Raw genomic sequence first — 20,377 nt, 5'->3', positions numbered from 1 at the left:
TCCCGGCCGGCGGCGGCGGGACGGTACCGACCGGGAGACCGCCGTGACGTGGCAGCGGCCCTACGGGAAGCGCGAGTTGTGAGACCCTTCGGGGCCCGCGCGGCCGGCTTCCGGCCTGCCCTGTCCGGGGTCTCGCGCGCGCGGTTCGGCGGGTCGCTCCCGAGGTCGTAAGGTGCTAGCCCATGAACCCCAGCCTCCGGGACCTGCGTCGGGCCCACGCCGAGCTGACCCCGGCGATGACGGGGGAACGCCGCCGCCAGTTCGCCGCCGTCCTCCGGGAGCTCGAACGCGCCGTCAGCGCCGGCGACGTGCCGGACGGCCCCCTGACGCCCGAGGCCGTGGCGGCGTTCCTGCGCGGGGCCGAGGCCGGCCGCTACCGTTCCGCCCCGACCGGCGCAGGCCCGACGGGACGGGGAGCGTCGGGACCGACCCCGACGGGACCGGGAGCGACGGGACCGACCCCGACCTCGGACGCGACCAACCGGACCCGGGTGGGCTGCCTCAACCGGCTCTCCGAGCGGGCGGGCCACCCGTTCGCCCTGGCGCACCGGACGCCGGCACCCGCGCCGAAGGCGGGTACGACCGTCGAGGAGGCCGGACGGCTGCGCGAGTACCTGCGGAGCCAGAACCGTCGCCCGCTCCTCGACGACGACCACGCCCGCATCCTCGCGGCGATCGGCCTCTGCCTCGACACCCGGGGGCGTTCGGGCGAGCTGGCGAGCATCCGCCTCGGTGACCTCGCGCCGGACCGGAGCACGCTGCGGCTAAGGCTCAACCCGCAGCGCCTCGTCGACCGACACGTCCACCTGACGCAGCCGCTCCCGCTCTCCGCGCCCACCCGGGCCGCCCTGGACCGCTACCTGCCGATCCGCGAACGCCTGGTGGCGCAACTGCGGGCCTGGCACCTGGAGCATCCCGACCAGGGCGTCGACCCGTACCACGATCGCCTGTTCGTGAGTCTGCTGCCCAATCACACCGGGGGCCGGCCCAGCGTCGAGGGCGGCACCGTCCTTCGGCCGGCCGGCATGCCGCTGCAGGCGCAGGGCCTGCGCCGTGCGCTGGACCGCGCGGCCTCGCGCATCAACGCCGCTCGGCCGCGGAGCCGCCCGCTCCCCACCATGGAGCAGCTCCGCCGGATCGCGGAGGGCTGACCCCCGCCCCCAGTAGGCCCTTGGCCGGTCCTTTCGGCAGCGCCACGTGATCGCCACCGGGCCCGTTAATAGCGTTCGATCAGGACCCTCGGTGGGAGCCGGGACGGCGCCGAGGCACCCGTCCCGGCTCCCACCGGCCGGGGCTACCCGGCGACGGGAACGACGACCACGGCACCATCCCCGTTCGCGACCCGGGCCGCGACCCCATCACCGTCACCGTCACCGTCACCGCCCGCGACGGGAAGGCGGGCACCGACGGGGTGGGCGGACGGCCGTAGCGAGGGACGCGCGGTGGGCCGGACGGCGCCCGGGGCGGTGGCGACGGCGCCGCCCGCCGGCTCGGCCGGTGACTCGGCGGCCCGTATCAGCGCGACCAGTTCGTCGCGGGCCCGGGCCACCCGTGAGCGGACGGTGCCCACCGCGCAGTCGGCGACCTCCGCGACCTCCGCGTAGCTCAGGCCGACGACCTGGGTGAGCACGAAGGCCTCGCGCCGCTCGGCCGGCAGCCGGTCGAGCAGGTCGGCGAGTGCCACCTCGTCCTCGAACCCGCGCTCCCGCCGGGGCACCTGATCGGCCGCCTCCTCCCAGTCCGGGACGGCCGCGCACCTGGGTCGGGCCGCCGCGCGGCGGTAGCGGTCCACGACCGTCCGGCGGGCGATCGAGAGCAGCCAGGTACGGGCGGAGGAGCGGCCGGCGAATCCGGCGAGCCCGCCGAGGGCCCGCAGGAAGGTTTCCTGGGCCAGGTCGTCGGCCGACTCCGCGTCCGTCAGATGGGCGAGGAACCGCCAGACGTCCCGCTGGGTGGCCCGGACGAACGCCTCCACGTCCTCCCGGCGGCCCTCGCGCGCGGACAGGGCGAGCGCGGTCACCTGCTCGTCATCCACGGCCCGCCTCCGATCGGTCGGCGAGGCCCGCACCGACCGGCGCGACCTCCCCTGGGAGCCGCCCGCCGGGCTGCGGGACGATGGGCCCATGACCTGTGCCGAGTACCGCGCCGCGATGTCCGCCCACCTCGACGGCGAGGGCGGCCCCGGCCCGGGCCCGCACCCCGATTCCTGCGCCGACTGCGCGCAGTGGCTGGCCGTGGCACGACGCCTGCGGGAGCTCGCGTCGCGAGCGCCGGGCCCCTCCCCCGCCTGGTCGGACGGCCTGTTGGAGCGACTGGGCGACGCGCTGCCCCGGGCGGCGCACCGCACCGCGGACGAAGCACCCCAAGGGCCGGGTACTGGTACGGGAGCAGGGCGCGGCACCGGCACCGGCGACGGGTCGGAAGCCCCGGCGGGCGGCGGGGGCGAGAGAGGTTCTGCTGCGAGACATGACGGATCCTGAGGGCGGGAACGAGGGCGGCGGCCGCAGGGCGGCTCTGCCGGTGGACGGCGCCCCGGGCAGCACCCCGCGCAGTGATACCGCCCGGGAGCATGCCTCGCCCCCGTCGAACGGGGAGTCGGGCAGCTGCACGGGCGGGCCCCGACCATGGACGGGGCTTCTCCGGCGGGGGCGGCGGGGCCTGCCCCGGCGGCGGGCCGCCCCGACGGGCGGCGCGAGCGCGCAGGGGTGACCGGCCCGGCGCATCGCGCGGACGGCCGGCCGCCGCACACGCGGGGAACGGCCGGCACCCCACGGGGGGACGGGCGGATTCAGGCTGCCAGGTCGAAGGCCGGCGGCCCGCGCCGCACCAGGACGTACGTCAGGAGGGCCGGCCGGGGCAGCCGGGCGGCGCGCCGCGCCGGGCGGACGGCGGTGGACGGACCGGCGGTGCCCGGCCCCGGCAGCGACAGGGCGGGGAGCAGCACGCAGGCCAGCGCCCGCAGAAGGGTGAAGAGGCCGGCGATCGCGGCGTCGCCGCGCCACAGCAGCAGGGCGCAGGCGAGGGCGGCGAGCAGGTGGCCGCCCACCATGCCGATCGAGAGGGCGTGCGCGGACATCAGGGGATCGTGACCGGCCGTCAGGGATCCGGCGCCCGTGCCGCCGGCCGTCGCGTGGGCGCCGGAGAGGGCTCCGTGCCCGGCCGCGGCCGGATGCTGATGGCCCGCCGGCCCCAGCCGGGCGAGCCAGGCGGCGGAGGTCGAGAGCGTCTCGGGGTCGAGGCCCGCCGCCCGCGCCAGCTCCTCGGGGGTCGTCCCGAGCGCGGCCGGGTCCCTGGTGTTGCAGAGCAGCAGGGCGGCCCAGTCCACCGGTGCGGCCGTGGGGCGGCCACCGGCCCCGCCGAGGGCGGGGGCGTACTCGAAGAGCAGGTGGAGGGCTGCCTGGGTGGTCGTCATCCAGGCCGCGATCAGGGGGAATCCGCGTCGGCGACCGCCCAGCAGCCAGCTGCCTCCGGCCGCTCCGCCGAAGGCCAGCGCCAGGGCGGGCAGCGGCAGCGGCGTCCCGGACCGGGACACGGCGTGGTGCGCGCCGGCGGCCATCGCCACGCAAGCGGTGGCGAAGACCAGGGCGCGGAGCATCCGGGGCTGCCAGGTCGTCACGATGGCCCCATCGTCGCATCCGGTGGCACCCGCTGTCCGGCCGCCCCCGGAACCGCCGGCGGCGAAGCCCGCGGCCCGCCCCTCCCGCCGGACGGACCGTCAGGTGTGCACGGGCCGCGCGCAGGCACCGAGGCAGGGGGGACGGAGGCAGGACCGCCCCGAGCGCTCCCCGGAGTCGCTAGCGCAACAGCGCGCCCCGGACGAAGGCCGCCTGGCCGACGTGCTGGAGGTCGTCCGCCAGCACGCTGACCAGCCGTACGCCGAGGGTCACCGGCGGGGTCCAGGCCTCGTCCACCACCCGGTCGAGGTCCGCGTCGGTGAGGGCGCCGACGAACTCCAGGGTGCGCTCGTGCACGGCGTCGTGGTAGCCGGTGAGCAGCTCGGCGGAGGGCACCCGCAGCCGGGCCACCTCGTGCGCGGTGTGGCCGTAGCCGGTCGCCCGGGCGGCGAAGGGCAGCGAGAAGCGGCCGAACCAGTCCTGCGCGGTCCAGATCTGCTCGGTCCTGGCGACGTCGGCGACGTGGTCGTCCTGGATCCGGGTGAGGTGCCAGACCAGCCAGGCGATCGAGTTCGCGCCCTCGTCGAGGCGGGCGGCGAGCTCGTCGGCGTCGAGTCCGTCGACCGCGTCGTGGACGGCCGTACGGATCCGGCCGAAGGCGTCGACCAGCAGACCGGCGCAGTTCATCGGGGCTCCTCCCGGCGCAGCCGGTGCTCGGCACGACCGGTGGCCGCCTCGATTGTGGCCCGTCGGGGGCTCCGCGCGGCGCAGCGACAGGCCGGCGCGGCGCGGCGGGCGGAGCGGCCGGGGGCGGCGGACGACCTGCGGCCACGGTCCGGCCGCGGCGACCACGTCGGGGCGTGCGTCCCGGTCCGGGCGGCCGGCGCGCTACCGTGCCCGTCATGGACTCCGATCCGCCACGGTCGCCCGGCCGGCCGCCGGGCCCCCCGGCCGCCCAGCGGCGCCGGGACGCCGCCGCGCACCCGTACCGGGACCCGCGGCCCCACCCGGCCCTGGGCAACTCACCGATCTCGTTCGTCTCGGCCGAGCTCTGGCAGGAGCTGGCGGACCTCGCCATCGCGCCGGCCGCCGCCGAGGCGACCGTGCTGGCCCTGCTGCGCACCATCGCCGCCGACGCCACCGACGCCGCGCTGGCGCCCGGGAACGAGCGGGCGCCGCGCGACGACCTGTACGTGAGCGCCCCCGCGTACATCGGGTCGCGGCGCCGGATGGTGTGGTTCCAGCGGGACGGGGCGCGCGGCCCGATCACCGCCTTCTTCCCGCCGGACGACGCGCTGCCGGCCGGGCCCTACCCGCGCTGACCGGGGGCGGGCCGGCGGTGGGGGCCGCCCCTCCGGCGGACGGCGCGACGGGCCGCCGAACCGGCTCCGAGGTCGACCTGCTCCCGTCCGCCCGACCTCCCGTGCGAGTGGCGGCCCCCCGCCCGGGAGGGGCAGGCTGAGGAGTGATGCGATCGCGCATCGTCCCGACGCCGGGGAGAGACCATGGGCGACACCGATGTGCTGGTGGTGGGAGCGGGCCCGGTCGGCCTGACCGCCGCGGCGGAGCTCCGCCGCCACGGGGTCGACTGCCGGATCGTCGACAAGCTCGCCGAGCCGCAGCCCTACGCCAAGGCCGTCGGGGTCCAGCCCCGGACCCTGGAGATCTGGGACACGATGGGTCTGGCCCGCGAGGCACTCGACGCCGCCCTCCCGATGCGCGGCCAGCTGATCTTCGTCGACGGGAAGCCCGGGCCCCGGATCGAGATGGAGCTGCCCGCCGACATCCCGTACGGATTCGCGGCGATCCCGCAGTACACCACCGAGCGCCTGCTGGCCGACCACCTCGCCCGGTTCGGCACCCGGGTCGAACGCGGCACCGAACTGATCGACCTCGGCCAGGACGCCGACGGCGTGCGCGCCGTGCTCAGGACACCGGACGGCCGGGAGGACGTCCAGGCCCGCTACCTGATCGGCTGCGACGGCGCGCACAGCCCGGTGCGCCGGGCCATGGGGATCCGCTTCGACGGCGATGCCTTCCCCGAGCAGTACATGCTCGGGGACGTCGAGGTCGACTGGGACCTTCCGGTCGGATTCGGGGTCCGCTCGGTGCACCACGACGCCGACGGCGGCGCCGACGACATCCTGGTGTGCATCCCGCTCCCGGGCCTCAACCGCTACCGGATGTCGATGCTCGTACCGCCCGAACTCGAAGCGGTGGCCTCCGTGCACGGCACCAACGGCGAGGTCGCGCACGGGCTCGAAACCAGCCGCACGCCCAAGCTCCGGCACATCCAGGCCGTCCTCGACCGGCTCTCCCCGACGCCCACCACCGCCTCCGCGCTGCGCTGGTCCTCGGTGTTCCGGATCAGTCACCGCCTGGTCGACCGCTACCGGGAGGGCCGGGTGTTCCTCGCCGGGGACGCCGCCCACATCCACCCGCCGACCGGCGCCCAGGGCATGAACACCGGCGTGCAGGACGCCTACAACCTGGCCTGGAAGCTGGCCCTGGTGGTCGGCGGCGCCGCAGACGAGGGCCTGCTCGACAGCTACCAGGCCGAACGCCACCCGGTGGGCGAGGAGGTCGTCGGCCGTACGGTGCGGCACGCCCGCGCCGGCATCACGGCCGACCCCGCCGACCTCACGACGGTCCTGCTCCGCGAGGCCCAGCTGCTGGTCGGCTACCGGGAGAGCCCGCTCGTCGACGGGGCCGACGCGGCGGCGGCCGACACCCCCGCACCGGGAGACCGGGCGCCCGACTGCGGCGGGCTCCTGCGCGACCTCGCCCGCTACCCGCTGCGCCTGTTCGACCTGCTCCGGGGTCCGCACCACACACTGCTCCTGCACGCCGGACCGGACACCCCGGCGGACCTCCTCCACCGCTGCGCGGACGCGGCAGCCTCGGCCGCCCACGGGCGGCTGGACAGCTACGCGCTGCTCACCCCCGACGCCCGGGCGGAGGGCATCCGGCTCCCCTGCGTGCAGGACGGCGAGGACGGCTTCCGCACGGCCTACCGGAGCCGCCCCGGCGAGGCCGTCCTCGTCCGCCCCGACGGCTATCTCGGCGGCCGGTTCCGCCCCGCCGACCCGGACGCGCTGGTCACCCACCTGCGCCGGACCTTCACCCCGGTCTCCTGACCGGGCCGGGTCGGGCCGCTGACCGCTGACCACACGCCGCTGAGCACGGGCTACGGGCCGCGAGCCGGTGCGGGACCGGTCCGGCCGGCCCCGCACCGCACGTCCGTCAGCCGGCGGTGGCCCGCCGCTGGCCGGGCACCCCCCGGTCCCGCTGGAGGTCGAGCAGCTCCCTGAACAGGCCCGGCCGGGAGGAGAGTTCGTCCCAGCTGCCCTGCTGGATGATCCGGCCCTCGCGCATCACCACGATCCGGTCCGCCACCACCACGTTGCCGAGGTTGTGGGTGACCAGCAGGACGGCCCGGTCCCTGGCCAGCTCGCGGAGGTTCTTGAAGATGCGGTGCTCGGCGCGCGGGTCGAGGGCGGAGGTGGGTTCGTCCAGGATGAGCAGCCCCGGGTTCCGGGTGGAGCGGAAGAACGACCGGGCCACGGCGAAGCGCTGCCACTGCCCGGCGGACAGCTCCTGGCCGCCCCACCACTGGCGGGCCAGCAGCGTGTCCAGGCCCTTGCGCAGGGAGTCGAGCACCTCGTCCGCCCCGCAGAGCGCGGCGGCCTCCCGCACCGCCGTGTCCCCGCGCTCGGACGGGCCGCCCAGCTCGATGTTCTCCCGGGCGGTCATCGGCCACCGGGCGAAGTCCTGCGGGACGCGGGCGGTGAACCGCCAGGCGGCGTGCGCGTCCAGGTCGCCGGTCGGTACGCCGTCCCAGCTGACCACCCCCTCGGTCGGCAGGTAGAGCGCGGAGATCAGCTTCAGCAGGGTGGACTTGCCCGAGCCGTTCTCGCCGATCAGCGCCACGATCTCGCCGCGGCGGACGGTCAGGTTCACGCCGGTCAGCGCCGGGCGGTCCGCGTCCTGGTACGAGTAGCCGACCTCGCGCACCTCCACCACCTCCGGCGCCGCCGGTCGGAGGTCGCCGCGCTCGATCCGGTGGCCGCCGGCCTCGTCCAGGAACGCGAACAGGTCGTCCAGGTACAGCCCCAGGCGGTAGAGCCGGGCGCCGTGCGAGACCATCCCCTGGAGGCCCTCGGAGGCGGTCCGGAGCGCGAACACCGCGGTGCCGGCCGAGGCCACCGTGATCATCCCGCCGGCGAGCAGGCCCAGCAGCACCGCCCAGACCAGCGCGGTGGCGAATCCGGCCGCGGCCGAGCCGAGCAGGATGACCCGGGCCGACTTCCAGGAGGCCTCGTTGGTGCTGCGGTCGATCCGGGTGCCGGCCCTGCGGTACTTGTCCAGCAGGTGGTCGGCCACGGTGTCCGAACGCACCTGGTCCGCCGTGTCCTTGTCCACCAGGAACCAGCGCAGCAGGGCGAGCACCCGGCGGTCCTCGATGGTGTCCAGCATCGCGAGGTAGTAGATCCGCGCGGACCGCACGGCCGCCATCCCCTGCGGCAGCGAGGCGAGCAGCAGGAACGGCAGCAACAGCGGGTGCAGCGTGGCCAGGACGCCGGCGGCCGCCGCCAGCGAGATGGTGGACGCGATGATGTTCTGCGCGTCGCCGAGCAGGTCGCTCGCCGTCTCGGCGCCGCGGTCGGCGGCGTCCCAGCGGTCGTTGTAGCCCGGGTTGTCGTACGCCGAGAGCTCGGCCGCGGTCGCCACGGTGAGCAGCTCCAGCTCCGCCTCCCGGCCGATCCGGGGCGAGAGCCGTTCGGACAGGCCGACGATCACCGCGCCCAGCAGGGCGCGCGCTCCGCTGCCGACGGCGAGCAGGGCGACCGAGGGCGCGGCCTGCTGGAGTCTCCCCGTGACGGGGCCGGCGGCGATCAGCGCGCCGATCGCCCCGGTGGTGGCGTAGAGGGCGACCGCCCCCAGCACGCCGGAGACCGCCTGGCAGACCAGCAGCAGGACGGTCGAGGTGCGGTCGACGCGCCAGGCCAGGCCCAGCGTACGGCGCACCAGTTGGGGCAGGCGGCGGAGCATGGCCAGCGCGGAGATGCTCCGCCCCGCGGCCTCCCGGGCGTCGCCGGGGTGCAGGAACCTCAGCTCCTCGTCCGCCGGCCGACCCTCCTCCCGGCGCTCGCCGGCGGCGGCGCCCGGGTCGGTCTCGGACGGATCGGTCTCGGAAGGGCCGGTCTCGGACGGGCCGGTCTCGGACGGGCCGGTCTCGGACGGGCGGACGGCCTGCCGATCGTCGTCCCGGGGCTGCTGCGGGGGCTGTTGGACGTTCTGCTCGGACACACGGACTCCCTTGGGTCTGCGGGCGGGTGCGGTGCTGCGGGACCGGTTGCCGCGCCGGCGGCGGGTCGTCGAGGCGGATCGCAGCGTCGGCCGCGCGGTGCGGCGCCGGTACGTGGCGGGCGGGGCGGCAGCGGATCGACGGCTGCGCATGGGCGGGCGGGCAGGGTGGATCACCACCGGCCGCGACACAACTCGCTTATGCTCAAACGCCGTTGATGTCATGCCTAGGTAGCGGAGGTGCCGGGCGGCACTCCGTTCGCGAGGACTGGTCGATCGGTGCGGCCACGATCCTGTCAGCGGGCCGGGGGCCCGCTCGGCGTGTCTGCGGGGGCCTCACTCGATCCGGGTACATCCGTGTCGGCGTCGGCGCGTTGGTGGCGGCCGATCTTGGGAACGGTCACTGTCCAGGCGGGACCACCCGCCCTCCCGGTCCGGCCCGCGGGTGGGGCGCGCGGGTGGCGGCGCGCGAGCCCGGTGCGCGGGGCCCGGCGCGCGGCGCGCAGCGCTCAGGCTGCGGCGCTGGGGCTGCGGCGCTCAAGTGGGGTGGAAGCACCGTCCCCGGGCGGGACCGGACCGGCGCGCGGGGCGCGGGCAGCCCGGATCGAACCCACGGGCGTCCCGCGCCGGCGCGCCGGCCGGCGTCGGATCAGGACACGGTGCGCCGGCGCTGGAGCAGCAGCACGGCCGCGGCCGTGACGACCGCGCCGGAGGCCATCACCCCGGCAGTGGACCGCCAGGACATCACCGACCAGCGCGAGCGGGCCGAGAGCAGCGATCCGGTACTCGCCCAGGACCCGATCGAGAGTGCCGACCCGGCGGACCCGACCGACCCGATCGAGAGCACCGAGCCGACCGAGCCGACCGACAGCAGGGACCCCACCGAGCCGATCGACAGCAGGGAGTCCTTCGACCAGAGGGAGAGGCGGGAGCCGTCCGAGAACGTCCCGACCCGGTCTGTGACTGACGTGCGCACCTGTGGAATCTCCTTCACCGGACGACGGTTGGCCGCCGGGGCGAAGTTCGCGCGAGCGTCGTACCGCACCCGGCGGTACGACGATCCTAGGTCGGTCCCCGCCGCCCGGCCGGTCGCCACCGGCACCGGCACGCGCGGACAATCATCGACGGACAATCACGAACGGTCAGTCACCGACGGACGGTCGCCGACGGACGCGGCGAGCCCCGGCGACGGGTGTCGCCGGGGCTCGCCGCGGGTGACGAAGTGACTCCCGCCGACTACGGGACCCAGTAGTTGCCGGAGGCGACGATCATCGACTGCAACTGGACGCTGCCGCCGTAGTACAGCGAGGGGCTGATCGGCGTGGCGGCCAGCTTGTTCCAGAGCGCGTCCAGCCAGGCCTGGGAGCCGGGGTCGGTCATCGCGGTGACCACGAAGGGCGCGGTGAAGGCCATGTCCTTGCCGCTGTCGAAGGCGGTGCCGTCGAGGTGGTAGCCGGTGACGACGCCGTCGGGGTTGCCTCCGGTCTTGGCCTTGATCCAGGAGTTGAGCCTGCGGGCCGAGGCCAGCGAGGCGGCGTCCCCGCCGGTCACCGCGTCGGCGCCGATCCGCCAGGGGTCGCGGCAGGCGTTCCAGCCGTAGTCCCCGTCGTTCGGGCTCTCCAGCACCTCTCCGGTGGCCGGCTTGGCGGTGGTGTTGGTGTTGACGATGAAGTCCGCCAACAGGCCGGTGCTCGCGGCGTACTTGGTCTGCTGCGAGGTGATGAGGTTCTGGTGCGCGGTCCGCACGGTGTCCCAGGTGCCGTCTCCGGTGGCGGCCCTGAAGGCCCGGAAGTGGTCGAGCATGAAGTCGGAGGAGCGGGTGACGTAGTACTGCGAGTCGCCCGAGCCCGACCAGTCGCCGAGCAGCATCAGGTGCGTGGTCGGGTTGACCTCGCTCGCCTTGACGGCGTTGATGTGCTTGACCGCCAGGTCCTTGTAGTCGTAAGTCCCGGTGCTGCCCCACTGCTTGTCGGCGAGCAGCAGGCCGTAGGCCACGTCGAGGTCGCCGTCGGTCGCCGAGTCGGAGCCGTTGACGCTCTTGCAGGAGGCGTCCTGCTCGGCGGCGAGCAGGTTGGCGTTGTTCACCGACTTGTGCGCCAGCATGTACTTCACCATGCCGTCGAAGACGGTCCGCGCGTTCGGGTCGGCGCCGGCCATGGTCGCGGTGACGACCATGCCGTAGCCCTGGGCCTCGGCCACGTACGGGTGGTCGGCATCCGGCGAGATCACCTCGTACCAGCCGTTGCCGCAGTTCTGCTTGACGAACGCGGCCTTCCACGCGTTGTAGGTGCTGACCACCTGCTGGTCGAGCGTCGACTGCGCCCCGGACGGCTTCAAGGTGCCTGCCGCGTAGGGGAACCGGTGGCTGCCGAAGGGCACGGCAGGGCCGGTCGGGGGCGTGCCGGTGCCGGGGTCGGCGTCCAGGTAGTCCACGTTGGGCAGGCCGCCCGCGGTGGTGGAGGTCAGTCGGACCAGGTTGGCGCCCGCCTTGAGCTGGGCGGTGAACGTGGAGGTGGCCCAGGTGTCCCAGCTCCCGGTGCCCGCGAAGGCGCGCCCGGCCGACACCACGGTGCCGTTGACCGCGACGTCGGCCGGGCGGTTGACGGTGGTGCCGTTGGCGTACCGCAGGCCGAGCGTCGCACTGCCGGCACTCGCGGCGTTCACCGTGAACTCGACGTAACCACCCACCACGTTGTCGCCGTTGACGAAGCCGGTGCCCGAGAAGCCGGTGTGGTTGGCCTCCACCACACCGAGCGCGACCGTCGCGCCCTCCGCCTCGTAGCGGGTGACGGCGGCGGCGGCGGGCACCGCGACCACCCCCACGACCAGACCGGCGGCGGCGAGCAGCGTGCCGCCCACTCTGTGCAGGCTCTTCATACCTGATCTCCTCAGCCCATGGACTGGACGACGATCCCGACGCGACGGGGACGGGACGGGACGGGACGGGACGGGAACAGAATCGGGGCGCGCGGGGGCGCGGTCAAGGGATTCGGTTAGGAAAGTTTCCTGACGAGGACGAGAGGGGCGGACCCGACGTCAATCCCCGTCGACCGCAGATTACTTGGGAGCGGCCCGCCGACTCCCGCCTGCAACCCCCGACGCGCCGGGCCGGGCCCGTCCCGACCGAGCCTCCGAATCGACCTCGCGGCGACCCCTCGTGGACCCGCATCCGACACCCGCCGCACCGCAGGGCTTGACGCATCAAGTAATGCTCTTTAACTTGAAGCCCCTCGCAGGCCGATCCCCGCAGGGCCTCGACCTCTTCCGCCTCTCCCCCGCGCCCGGAGGCTCCCGGTGTCCCCAGGTTTCACCCGCAAGCTCGGCCTCTTCCAGGCCACCACCATCAACATGAGCCAGATGTGCGGCATCGGACCGTTCGTCACCATCCCGCTGATGGTGGCCGCGTTCGGCGGCCCCCAAGCAGTGATCGGCTGGATCGCGGGCGCCGTCCTCGCCCTGGCCGACGGCCTGGTCTGGGCCGAGCTCGGGGCCTCGCTGCCCGGCGCCGGCGGCAGCTACGTCTACCTCCGCGAGGCCTTCCAGTACCGCACCGGCCGGCTGATGCCGTTCCTGTTCGTCTGGACGGCGATGCTCTTCATACCGCTGATCATGTCCACCGGAGTCGTCGGCTTCGTCCAGTACCTCGGCTACCTCTGGCCCGGCATGACCAAGGGCCAGGGCGACCTGGTCGGACTCGCGCTCTGCGCCCTGGTCGTCCTGCTGCTATGGCGCCGGGTGGAGAGCATCGCCAAGCTCACCACGGTGATGTGGGGCGTGATGATCACCTCGGTGGCCGCCGTCATCCTCGCCTCGGCCTCCGGCTTCAGCCCGGGCCGCGCGTTCGCCTGGCCGGCGCACGCCGTCGAGCTCACCCACGGACAGTTCTGGATCGGCTTCGCCGCCGGCCTGACCATCGGCATCTACGACTACCTCGGCTACAACACCGCCGCCTACCTGGGCGCCGAGGTGAGGAACCCCGGCCGGGTACTGCCGCGCGCCATCATCCTGTCGATCATCGGCATCATGGGGATCTACCTGCTGCTGCAGGTCGGCGTGCTCGGCGCGATGGACTGGCACCTGCTCCTCGATCCGAACTCCGTCGCCTCCAGGTCGGTGGCCTCGGCCGTCCTCGAGCAGGCCTGGGGCCGGGCAGCGGCCGACACCGTGACCGTGCTCATCCTGGTCACCGCCTTCGCCTCCGTCCTGACCGGCCTGCTCGGCGGCTCGCGGGTGCCCTTCGACGCCGCCCGGGACGGCACGTTCTTCCGCGCCTTCGGCAGGCTCCATCCCCGGCACGGCTTCCCCGTCCTCGCACTGGTGACCATGGTGCTGGTCACCGCCGCCGGCTTCTACCTGAGCCGACACGTCGGCGACACCGTCGCGCACCCGCCGCTGACCGTGCTGATCACGATGCTCACCACCGTGATGGTGCTCGTGCAGGCACTCGCGCAGATCGCCGCGGTGACCGTGCTGCGCCGGCGCCAGCCAGGACTCGCCCGGCCGTACCGGATGTGGCTGTATCCGCTGCCGGGCGTGGTCGCGGCGATCGGCTGGCTCGTCATCTACGGCTACGCGGACCGCAACTCCCCCGGCTACCACCCCGTCGAGTGGTCGCTGGCCTGGGTGGCCGCGGGTGCGGGCGCCTTCCTGCTCTGGGCCCGGGCGGAACGCACCTGGCCGTTCGGACCGAAGGGGATCCGCGAGGAGTTCCTGCACCCCGTCGCACCGGCGGAACGGACGGAACCGGCGGCACCGGCCGGCGCCGCGGCCACCGGATCGGCAGGGTCAGCGGGGCCGGCGGCCGCGGCGGGGCCGGAGCCCTCGGCGGGAGCGACGGAACGGGACCACGCCTGATCCCCGCCTGATCCCCGCCGCTCCCCGTCCGGTGCGGCCCACCCGGCCGCGGGCGCACCGGACGGGGCCGGCGCCACCACCCCCGACTACGGGCGTTCCACCTCCCCCACCTCGGAGTTGGGCACGATGTCGTGGGCGACGGCGAACCGGGTGAGGTCGGCCCGCCGCCGGGACCCGATCTTGTCGCGCAGCCGGTCCAGGTGCGAGTGGACGGTGTGCTCGCTGATCCCCAGCCGCTGCGCGATCCCGTGGTCGGTCTCGCCGTTGGCGACCAGCTCCAGGATCTGCCGCTCCCGCCCGGTGATCCGGCACTGCGGCTCCGACCAGCGGCGCACCGCGAGGGCGGCGGACACGTAGCCGCAACCGGCGCCGACCAGTCTGATCGCCGCCAGCAGCTCCAGTTCGCCCGCCTGCCGGCTCAGGCAGCCGCGCGCGCCGGCCTCCATCGGGGGCACGATGTCGGCCTGCAGGGTCGAGCAGAGCACCAGCACCTCCGCCCCCTGCCCGGCCAGCCGGTACACGGCAGCCGACAGGTCGGCCGGCGGTAACTGCAGGTCGACGAGCACCACGTCACCGGGCCGGAGCCGGCCCTGCGCCTCGTCGACGGACCGCGCGCCCAGGGCCAGCACCAGGTCCGGCGTGGCGTCGATCACCTGCGCCAGGCCGCGCCGGAACAGCGGACAGTCGCCCACGACGGCGACCCGCTTCACCTCGGCGCTCATGGCTGGTCCTCGGTACGGCCGACGCTCCGCGCGCCGGACCGGCGCGGGGGCCCGGGGCCCTCGCTGTCTCCAGTCTTCGCCCCGAACCGTCCGACGGCACGCCGGGACCCCTGCGAAACGGCAAATACTTCGTAAAGGGGTGACGATGCCCCGCCGCACGACGTGGAACCCGCCACCGTCGGCGGCGGCGCCACCGGTCCCCGGCGGACCGGCCGCCGCTCGACACTCCCGCCGACATCCGCCGGCACTGACGACGCCTCAGCGGGGCGGCGGAGGGCGGGGGCGATCCCGCCGGACGCGCACCCGGGCATCCGACCGCCCCGGCCCGGCAGCTCCGAGGTCGGCCTCACGACTGTCAGGCCACCGGCAGCCGACCCTGCGGCCGGGTGACCGGCCGGCTGACCGGCAGCGGCCCGGCCGGCGGGCCCGGCAGAGCACCGGCGCCGGCGTCCGGGTAGGGCCGACCGCCGGGCACGGGGAACGCGAGGGCAGGGCCGGGGCCGGCGGCCCGCTCCCAGAGCGGCAGGACGACGAAGGTCGCCGAGGGCAGTACGCGGTCACTCACCGGGGGCCGGCCCGTCCGCGGCGAGGCCCGCGGCACGCCACCGGTCCGCCTCCAGCGAGCGTTCCAGGCCCGACAGCAGGGAGCGGAGGTTGGCGGCGTCCCGGTCCGACGACTGGTCGTCCGCCGGGGCCTCGGCCGCGGGTCTGCTGGGTCGGTTCATGCCGGAGGTCTCGATTCTGCCGCGTGGTCGGGTGACCGGCCCGGAGGCCGACCGGCGCTCCCGGCGCGGGAGCTGACGCGACGTTAGACCGCCTCGATCAACACCGGCTAAACACGTCCCGTCCCGGCCCGGACCCGCAGGTGTCGTCCCGCCGCCGCCCGGCGCCCCCTGACACCGCCACCGCCGCTGCCGCCGGTTCAGGCGATGCCGGCCGCCCGCAGGACGGAGGCCCGCCCCAGCACCCGGTCCACGCTGACCTCGATGACGACCCGGTCCGGGTTGACCCTGGGCTCGCGGTAGCGCTCGGCGTAGCGGCGGACGGCCTCCGCGACGGCGGCCGGGTCGTCGCGGACCACCGCGACGCCCTCCAGGGTCGACCAGCGCGCCCAGTCCACCTGGCAGAGCGCGACCCGCAGGCCCTGCGGACCGGCCGCCTGGACGTTGCGGGCCTTGCGGCTGGCCCGGTTGGTGATCACCCGGGCCAGGCCGGCCTCCGGGTCGTAGGTGACGCCGACCGGCACCACGTGCGGCGTCCCGTCGGGGCGGGTGGTGGTCAGGGTGGCGAGGAGTCGCTCGCGCCAGAAGGCCAGGAAGACGTCGTCGGCGTTGCTCGGGTCGTGAACCATGCTGGGATCGTACGACCCGGTCCGCACCCGGCAGCCCCCGATCCTCGGAACGATCACCCCTCCGCGACCACGGCTCCATGCGTGAGGGTGTCGTCGAGCCGGTCGTGGACGCGGACGAGGGCGAGGCGCATCACGCCGGGGTGGCAATACGCGCCGGCACCGTCCTCGGCGGTGGACAGCATCAGGGTCCTGAGACAGGTGAGGCGCTCGTGGAGCTGCTCGGGCCGGCCCTGGAAGAACTCGTCCTCGGCGGCGTCGCGGACCGGGGTGGGGCACCGGATCCGCTCGGCGATGCCGTGGTCGAGGGCGCCCTCCGGCGCCGGGGATCGGCACCGAGGGGGTTCAGCGGGCGCTGCCGAGGTCGCGGTCGGCCTCGGAGCCTTCGAGCAGCAGGGTGGTCTCCTCGATCCGGCGGAAGCGGCCGTCCGCGGCGAACTCGGTGAAGACGTAGACCTCCATGCGGACCGTCGAACCGTCCGTCTTGACGACCTCCATGGTGTGGCGGTCGGCGTACCGGTCTCCGTCCGCGAGCTCGTCGTGCACCTCGACCGAGCCGCCGGAAACGACCGTGCGCAGGTGGGCGATGTGGGCGAGGAACTCCGTGCGGTCCGCCCAGCTGCCGTCGGTGCGCTGGCGGTAGTCGGGGGCGAAGTGCCGGTCGGCGGCCTCGTCCAGGTCGAGCCCCGGAGTGAGGAGCAGGTCGGTGAGGGCGGCGCGGATGCCGGTACGGACACCGGTGTGGATGTCGATGTCGGTGCGGTTCATGGGGATTCCTCCGGTCGCGTGCGGGAGTGGACCGATGCGGCCCGGCTCCCAGGTGCGTGCTTGAAGCACGCTTATGACCGTAGCGGAAAAGCGTGTGCCGCGCACGCTAATCTGGAGGGGTGACGGATTCGACCGGACAGGACATCGGCCACGCCCTCGGACTCCTCCTGCGGCGGAGCACCCGCGCCCACCTCTACGCCCGACTGACCGAAGGACTCGGGGAGGCGGTCGACGACCTCACCTATCCGGTCCTCAGCGGACTGGCCCGCACCGGCCCGTACAGCGCCGCCGACCTCGGCCGCGAGATCGGACTGGACCGCACCACCGTCACCCGGCGCGCCGACCGCCTGCAGCGGGCCGGCCTGCTGGAACGCCGACCCGACCCGGCCGACGGCCGCGCCACCCTGCTCGCCCTCACCGACGACGGCCACGCCGTCGTGGCGGCCACCCGACAACGACTCGCGGACGCCGTCGACGACTCGCTCGCCAGCTGGCCGCAGGCCGACGCCCGCACCTTCGCCCGCCTCCTGCGCCGCTTCGTCGAGCAGGGACCCTTCGCCGCCGACCACGACTGACCGTCACGGGCCCGGCGACCACGACTGACCGTCAAGGGCCCGGCGGGCGTCGGCACGGTTCGCGGTGCGGGCCCCGCTGCCCGCGGGCACCGGTCCGCGGTGGTCCCCCGGCCTGTTCGTCACGGGCGGCGCGGGCGGCGCGGGAGACGCGGCGGAGGCGCGGTCGGGGCAGGAGGCGCGGTCGGGGCAGGGGGTGCGGTCGGGTGGGCCGGTCTACCAGTTCGCCCAGGGGAGGTTCCAGCCGCCGAGTCCGTTGTCGGGGGCGACGGTCTTCTCCTTCGAGTTCACGATCTTGACCACGTCGCCGATCAGCGAGCCGTTGAAGAACGCGCCCGCGACGGAGGTGTCGCTGCCGCCCTCCACGTCCTTGAGCGAGACGCAGCCGTGGCTGGTGTTGGCCTTGCCGAACGGGTCGCCCTTGTACCAGTAGTTGCCGTGGAGGTAGGTGCCGCTCCCGGTCAGCCGCATCGCGTGCGGCACGGCGGGGATGTCGTACTCGTCGCCGAGTCCGACCGTCCGGGAGTTCATGTGGGTGATCTTCTCCTTGGACATGATCACCATGGTGCCGCCCCACGACGGGTGCTTCTCGTCGCCGAGCGTGGCGGGCACGGTGGTGGTCTTGCCGTCCCGGACGATCGTGAGCTGGTGCGCGGCGGCGTCCGCGGTGGACACCTGCGACCGGCCGATGGTGAACGGCTCGTCCTTGTCCACGTCGCCGTAGACGCCCGGTGAGACCTCGACGTTCTTCAGCCGGTAGTGGATGGTGACCTTGGTGCCCGGCTTCCAGTACTCGGCCGGGCGGAAGTCCAAGCGATCGTCGCCGAACCAGTGGCCCTTCACCTCGGTGCCGTCGTCGGCGGCGAAGGTGATGCCCTTGGCGACGGCGTCCTTGTTCACGATCTTCGTGCTGAACTCCACCTTGACGATCATGCCCACGCCGTAGGTCTGGCCGTCGCCGATGTTGTCGTTGGTGGAGACCTGCTTGTCGGCCGCCCGTGTGGTGAACGCGGTGGTGGCGGCGGCCGCGAGGCCGTCGGCGTCCGTCGCCTGGGCGTTCACCGTGTACGCCGTGCCGGGTGCGAGCGCGGCGGCCGGCTTCCAGCCGGTGCCGTCCGCGGTGAGCGAGCCGGGCACGGGCTTGCCGTTCTTGTCGGTCACGTCGACGGTGGTGAGCCTCCCGTGGGAGACGGACACCTGAAGCGCGTTCGGGGCGACGCCCTGGGCGCCGTCCTTCGGCTCGACGGCCAGCACCGCGGCCGACGTCTTCGGCGCGGCCTCGGCCGTGGTCGTGGCCGCCGGGCCGCCTGCCGCAGCGGTGCCGGTCGCGCGGGGGGCCTCGGCGCCCTCGCCGTGGGGGTCGCTGCAGGCCGCGGTCATCAGCAGGACGCCGCCCATCGTCAGCGCCACCGCGCCGCGCTGGAATCGGTCGCCGGTTCGTATCGCGGTCCTGGCCGCCTGAACAGTGCTCACTGTTGCTCCTTCTCGGTGATCACCAAGAGCTTGTCGGCCGGTTCGTCCCAGCAGCAACGGCCGGCGCCCGATCTGGGACGCGGGGACGCCTTTACCTACTTTGAGCAGGGAAGACGTAACCTTCCTGGGACGCGTCCATGGGACGGGGGGACGGCGTGGCCGGCGGTGGGAACCGCGGGAGCGGGAGCGGCGTGCTTCTGTCTCGGAGATCGCCGCACGGCGGGCCGGCCGCAGGGGGCGGCGACCGCGCCGATCACTGCGGGTCGCACGAGCGGGATGAAGGAACGGGTGGAGGAACGGTGTCGGAGGGGTTCGGGGAGTTGAGGGAGCGGGACGAGATCGCGCGGCTGCTCGGGGAGCTGAAGAGCCGCTCGGGGCTCAGCTACGGCGCGCTGGCGAAGAGGCTGCATCTGAGCACCTCGACGCTCCACCGCTACTGCACCGGCGACGTGGTGCCGACGGAGTTCGCCCCGCTGGACCACCTCGCGCGGCTGTGCCGGGCGACGCCGGAGGAGCTCGTCGAGCTGTACCGGCTGTGGGTCGTCGTCCACGCGGCGCGGGGGAACAGGACGTCGTCCGGATCCGAACCGTCAGGTCCGGCGGGCCCGACGGAGGCTGACGACCAGGCGCAGGTGGAGGCTCGGGCGCAGGCGACACCGGACGGCGGTGGCGACGAGCCCGGACCGGTCCTCGCCGCCCGCGCCGAACCGGACCGCGTCCCCGGGGTGGCGCCGCAGCGGTGGCGGGTCCGCCACCGGGGGATCCTGGCCGCGGTGGCGGTCTCCGTGGTGCTGGCCACCATCGGGGCCGTCGCCACGGGGCTGAAGCCGGCGACGGGCGGTGACGCCGACCCTGGGCGGGTCGCAGCCGGCGGGTCGTCCGCCGGATCCCCGACCCCGGGCGGCCTCGACGCGCCGTCCTCACCGGCCCTCGCCGCCACCTCCACCCCCACCGCCGCCTCTACCTCCGTTTCCGCCAGCGCGGGCGCGGGCTCGCCGGGGCCGACCAGCGCGGCGGACACGAGCGCTCCGATCAAGGTCTCGGTCAAGCCCGCCGGGTGGGACACCGCGTGCGACCAGTACCTGGTCGACCGACCGCCGTCCGCAGTCCCTCGACCGCCCCAGGTGGCGGACGTGGCGGGCTGGGTCTCCCGGCTCGGCGCGGTTCCCGGCCACTACCTGTCGATCGAGATCGTCGTGCAGGGCACCGGCAAGGACACCGTGGTGCTGTCGGGCCTCAACGTGCGGGTCGCCCGGATCGCGGCTCCCCTCGCCTGGAACGCCTATGCCATGGGCGAGGGTTGCGGCGGTGGAGTCGACGTCCACTCCTACGACCTCGACCTCGACGCGGCCCGCCCGCGGCCGGTCGTGACCGAGGGCAGCATCGGCCTGCCGCTCAAGGTGAGCGAGGGCGACCCCGAAGTCATCGAGATCACCGCCCGAACCACCTCCCACGACGTGTCCTGGTACCTGGAACTGGAGTGGTCCAGCGGCGACCGAAAGGGGACGCTCCCCGTCGACCTCGGCAACGGCACGCCGTTCCGCACCAGCGCGGTGAAGGGCCGGCCGCTGTACGTCCACCCGATCGACGGACATGCCTGGGAGCCGAGCCAGTTCCAGCAGTGACGGCGACGCGGCACCCGACGGCCCGGTCGTTCCGGTGCCGGACCCGGAACGACCGTTGCTCACCGGCGAGAATCTGGCGCACTCCCGGCTGGAT

Annotated in this window: 19 protein-coding genes and 1 pseudogene; 7 read left to right on the top strand and 13 right to left on the bottom strand. The window is 74.6% G+C overall.

All coding sequences use genetic code 11. The features are described 5' to 3' along the window. The first annotated feature begins 182 nt into the window (after positions 1–182). Positions 183–1,151: a hypothetical protein gene (locus tag ACFTWP_RS15860; RefSeq protein WP_380265105.1), complete on the top strand. Its 969-nt coding sequence runs from the start codon at positions 183–185 to the stop codon at positions 1,149–1,151. Between the two features lie 329 nt (positions 1,152–1,480). On the opposite strand, the pseudogene ACFTWP_RS15855 reads toward ACFTWP_RS15860, so the two are convergent. Then, a pseudogene (locus ACFTWP_RS15855) lies at positions 1,481–2,125 on the bottom strand (sigma-70 family RNA polymerase sigma factor); the annotation flags it as partial. Between ACFTWP_RS15855 and ACFTWP_RS15850 the strand changes: the two are divergent. Continuing rightward, positions 2,124–2,480: a hypothetical protein gene (locus ACFTWP_RS15850; RefSeq protein WP_380265104.1), complete on the top strand. Its 357-nt coding sequence runs from the start codon at positions 2,124–2,126 to the stop codon at positions 2,478–2,480. The pseudogene ACFTWP_RS15855 and the gene ACFTWP_RS15850 sit on opposite strands and share 2 nt — an antisense overlap. Before the next feature lie 308 nt (positions 2,481–2,788). Here the strand turns inward: ACFTWP_RS15850 and ACFTWP_RS15845 are convergent, their stop codons facing one another. Then, positions 2,789–3,616, bottom strand: a complete 828-nt coding sequence (locus ACFTWP_RS15845; protein ID WP_380265103.1) for a hypothetical protein — start codon at positions 3,614–3,616, stop codon at positions 2,789–2,791. Positions 3,617–3,794: 178 nt separating this feature from the next. Next, positions 3,795–4,301, bottom strand: a complete 507-nt coding sequence (locus ACFTWP_RS15840; RefSeq protein ID WP_380265102.1) for a DinB family protein — start codon at positions 4,299–4,301, stop codon at positions 3,795–3,797. Positions 4,302–4,516: 215 nt separating this feature from the next. Between ACFTWP_RS15840 and ACFTWP_RS15835 the strand changes: the two genes are divergently transcribed. After that, on the top strand, positions 4,517–4,936 hold the full coding sequence (locus tag ACFTWP_RS15835) for a hypothetical protein (protein WP_380265101.1): 420 nt from the start codon (positions 4,517–4,519) through the stop codon (positions 4,934–4,936). A gap of 183 nt (positions 4,937–5,119) precedes the next feature. Further along, positions 5,120–6,751, top strand: a complete 1,632-nt coding sequence (locus ACFTWP_RS15830) for an FAD-dependent monooxygenase (protein WP_380265100.1) — start codon at positions 5,120–5,122, stop codon at positions 6,749–6,751. A 106-nt stretch (positions 6,752–6,857) separates the two neighbouring features. Here ACFTWP_RS15830 and ACFTWP_RS15825 read toward each other — a convergent pair whose 3' ends face one another. From ACFTWP_RS15825 to ACFTWP_RS15815, 3 genes are all read right to left on the bottom strand, one after another. Next, a complete protein-coding gene (locus ACFTWP_RS15825; protein WP_380265099.1) occupies positions 6,858–8,924 on the bottom strand; it encodes an ABC transporter ATP-binding protein in 2,067 nt (688 codons plus the stop codon). A 646-nt stretch (positions 8,925–9,570) separates the two neighbouring features. After that, on the bottom strand, positions 9,571–9,897 hold the full coding sequence (locus tag ACFTWP_RS15820; RefSeq protein ID WP_380265097.1) for a hypothetical protein: 327 nt from the start codon (positions 9,895–9,897) through the stop codon (positions 9,571–9,573). A 260-nt stretch (positions 9,898–10,157) separates the two neighbouring features. Further along, positions 10,158–11,798: a glycosyl hydrolase family 8 gene (locus ACFTWP_RS15815; RefSeq protein ID WP_380265095.1), complete on the bottom strand. Its 1,641-nt coding sequence runs from the start codon at positions 11,796–11,798 to the stop codon at positions 10,158–10,160. A gap of 471 nt (positions 11,799–12,269) precedes the next feature. Between ACFTWP_RS15815 and ACFTWP_RS15810 the strand changes: the two genes are divergently transcribed. Next, positions 12,270–13,775, top strand: a complete 1,506-nt coding sequence (locus ACFTWP_RS15810; protein WP_380265149.1) for an APC family permease — start codon at positions 12,270–12,272, stop codon at positions 13,773–13,775. A gap of 86 nt (positions 13,776–13,861) precedes the next feature. Here the strand turns inward: ACFTWP_RS15810 and ACFTWP_RS15805 are convergent, their stop codons facing one another. The 6 genes from ACFTWP_RS15805 to ACFTWP_RS15780 all read right to left on the bottom strand — a co-directional run bounded on the left by ACFTWP_RS15805 (position 13,862) and on the right by ACFTWP_RS15780 (position 16,613). Further along, positions 13,862–14,497: a response regulator transcription factor gene (locus ACFTWP_RS15805; protein WP_380265094.1), complete on the bottom strand. Its 636-nt coding sequence runs from the start codon at positions 14,495–14,497 to the stop codon at positions 13,862–13,864. 355 nt (positions 14,498–14,852) lie between these two features. Further along, complete coding sequence (locus ACFTWP_RS15800; RefSeq protein WP_380265093.1) at positions 14,853–15,062, bottom strand: hypothetical protein; 210 nt, start codon at positions 15,060–15,062, stop codon at positions 14,853–14,855. Continuing rightward, positions 15,055–15,222 carry a hypothetical protein gene (locus tag ACFTWP_RS15795; RefSeq protein WP_380265092.1) on the bottom strand — a complete coding sequence of 56 codons (168 nt, stop codon included), beginning with the start codon at positions 15,220–15,222 and terminating at the stop codon, positions 15,055–15,057. The genes ACFTWP_RS15800 and ACFTWP_RS15795 overlap by 8 nt, the downstream gene beginning before the upstream one ends. A gap of 197 nt (positions 15,223–15,419) precedes the next feature. Further along, a complete protein-coding gene (locus tag ACFTWP_RS15790) occupies positions 15,420–15,848 on the bottom strand; it encodes a pyridoxamine 5'-phosphate oxidase family protein (protein WP_380265091.1) in 429 nt (142 codons plus the stop codon). A gap of 53 nt (positions 15,849–15,901) precedes the next feature. Next, entirely contained in the window at positions 15,902–16,030 is a 129-nt protein-coding gene (locus tag ACFTWP_RS15785; RefSeq protein WP_380265089.1) for a hypothetical protein, read from the bottom strand. A gap of 160 nt (positions 16,031–16,190) precedes the next feature. Then, positions 16,191–16,613, bottom strand: coding sequence for a nuclear transport factor 2 family protein (locus ACFTWP_RS15780; protein WP_380265088.1), 423 nt, complete (start codon positions 16,611–16,613; stop codon positions 16,191–16,193). Between the two features lie 119 nt (positions 16,614–16,732). Here ACFTWP_RS15780 and ACFTWP_RS15775 point away from each other — a divergent pair, with 119 nt between their 5' ends. Next, positions 16,733–17,188 (top strand): MarR family winged helix-turn-helix transcriptional regulator, encoded by a 456-nt coding sequence (locus ACFTWP_RS15775; protein WP_380265087.1) that lies wholly within the window; start codon positions 16,733–16,735, stop codon positions 17,186–17,188. 213 nt (positions 17,189–17,401) lie between these two features. On the opposite strand, the gene ACFTWP_RS15770 is transcribed toward ACFTWP_RS15775, so the two are convergent. After that, positions 17,402–18,658 (bottom strand): Ig-like domain-containing protein, encoded by a 1,257-nt coding sequence (locus ACFTWP_RS15770; protein ID WP_380265086.1) that lies wholly within the window; start codon positions 18,656–18,658, stop codon positions 17,402–17,404. Positions 18,659–18,957: 299 nt separating this feature from the next. Between ACFTWP_RS15770 and ACFTWP_RS15765 the strand changes: the two genes are divergently transcribed. After that, entirely contained in the window at positions 18,958–20,283 is a 1,326-nt protein-coding gene (locus tag ACFTWP_RS15765; RefSeq protein WP_380265085.1) for a helix-turn-helix domain-containing protein, read from the top strand. The last annotated feature ends 94 nt before the right edge of the window (positions 20,284–20,377 follow it).

Source organism: Kitasatospora sp. NPDC057015 (assembly GCF_042673745.1).
GTDB lineage: Bacteria > Actinomycetota > Actinomycetes > Streptomycetales > Streptomycetaceae > Kitasatospora.
Note: the sequence above shows the minus strand (reverse complement) of the source record. Positions and strands in the feature narration are given on the sequence as shown.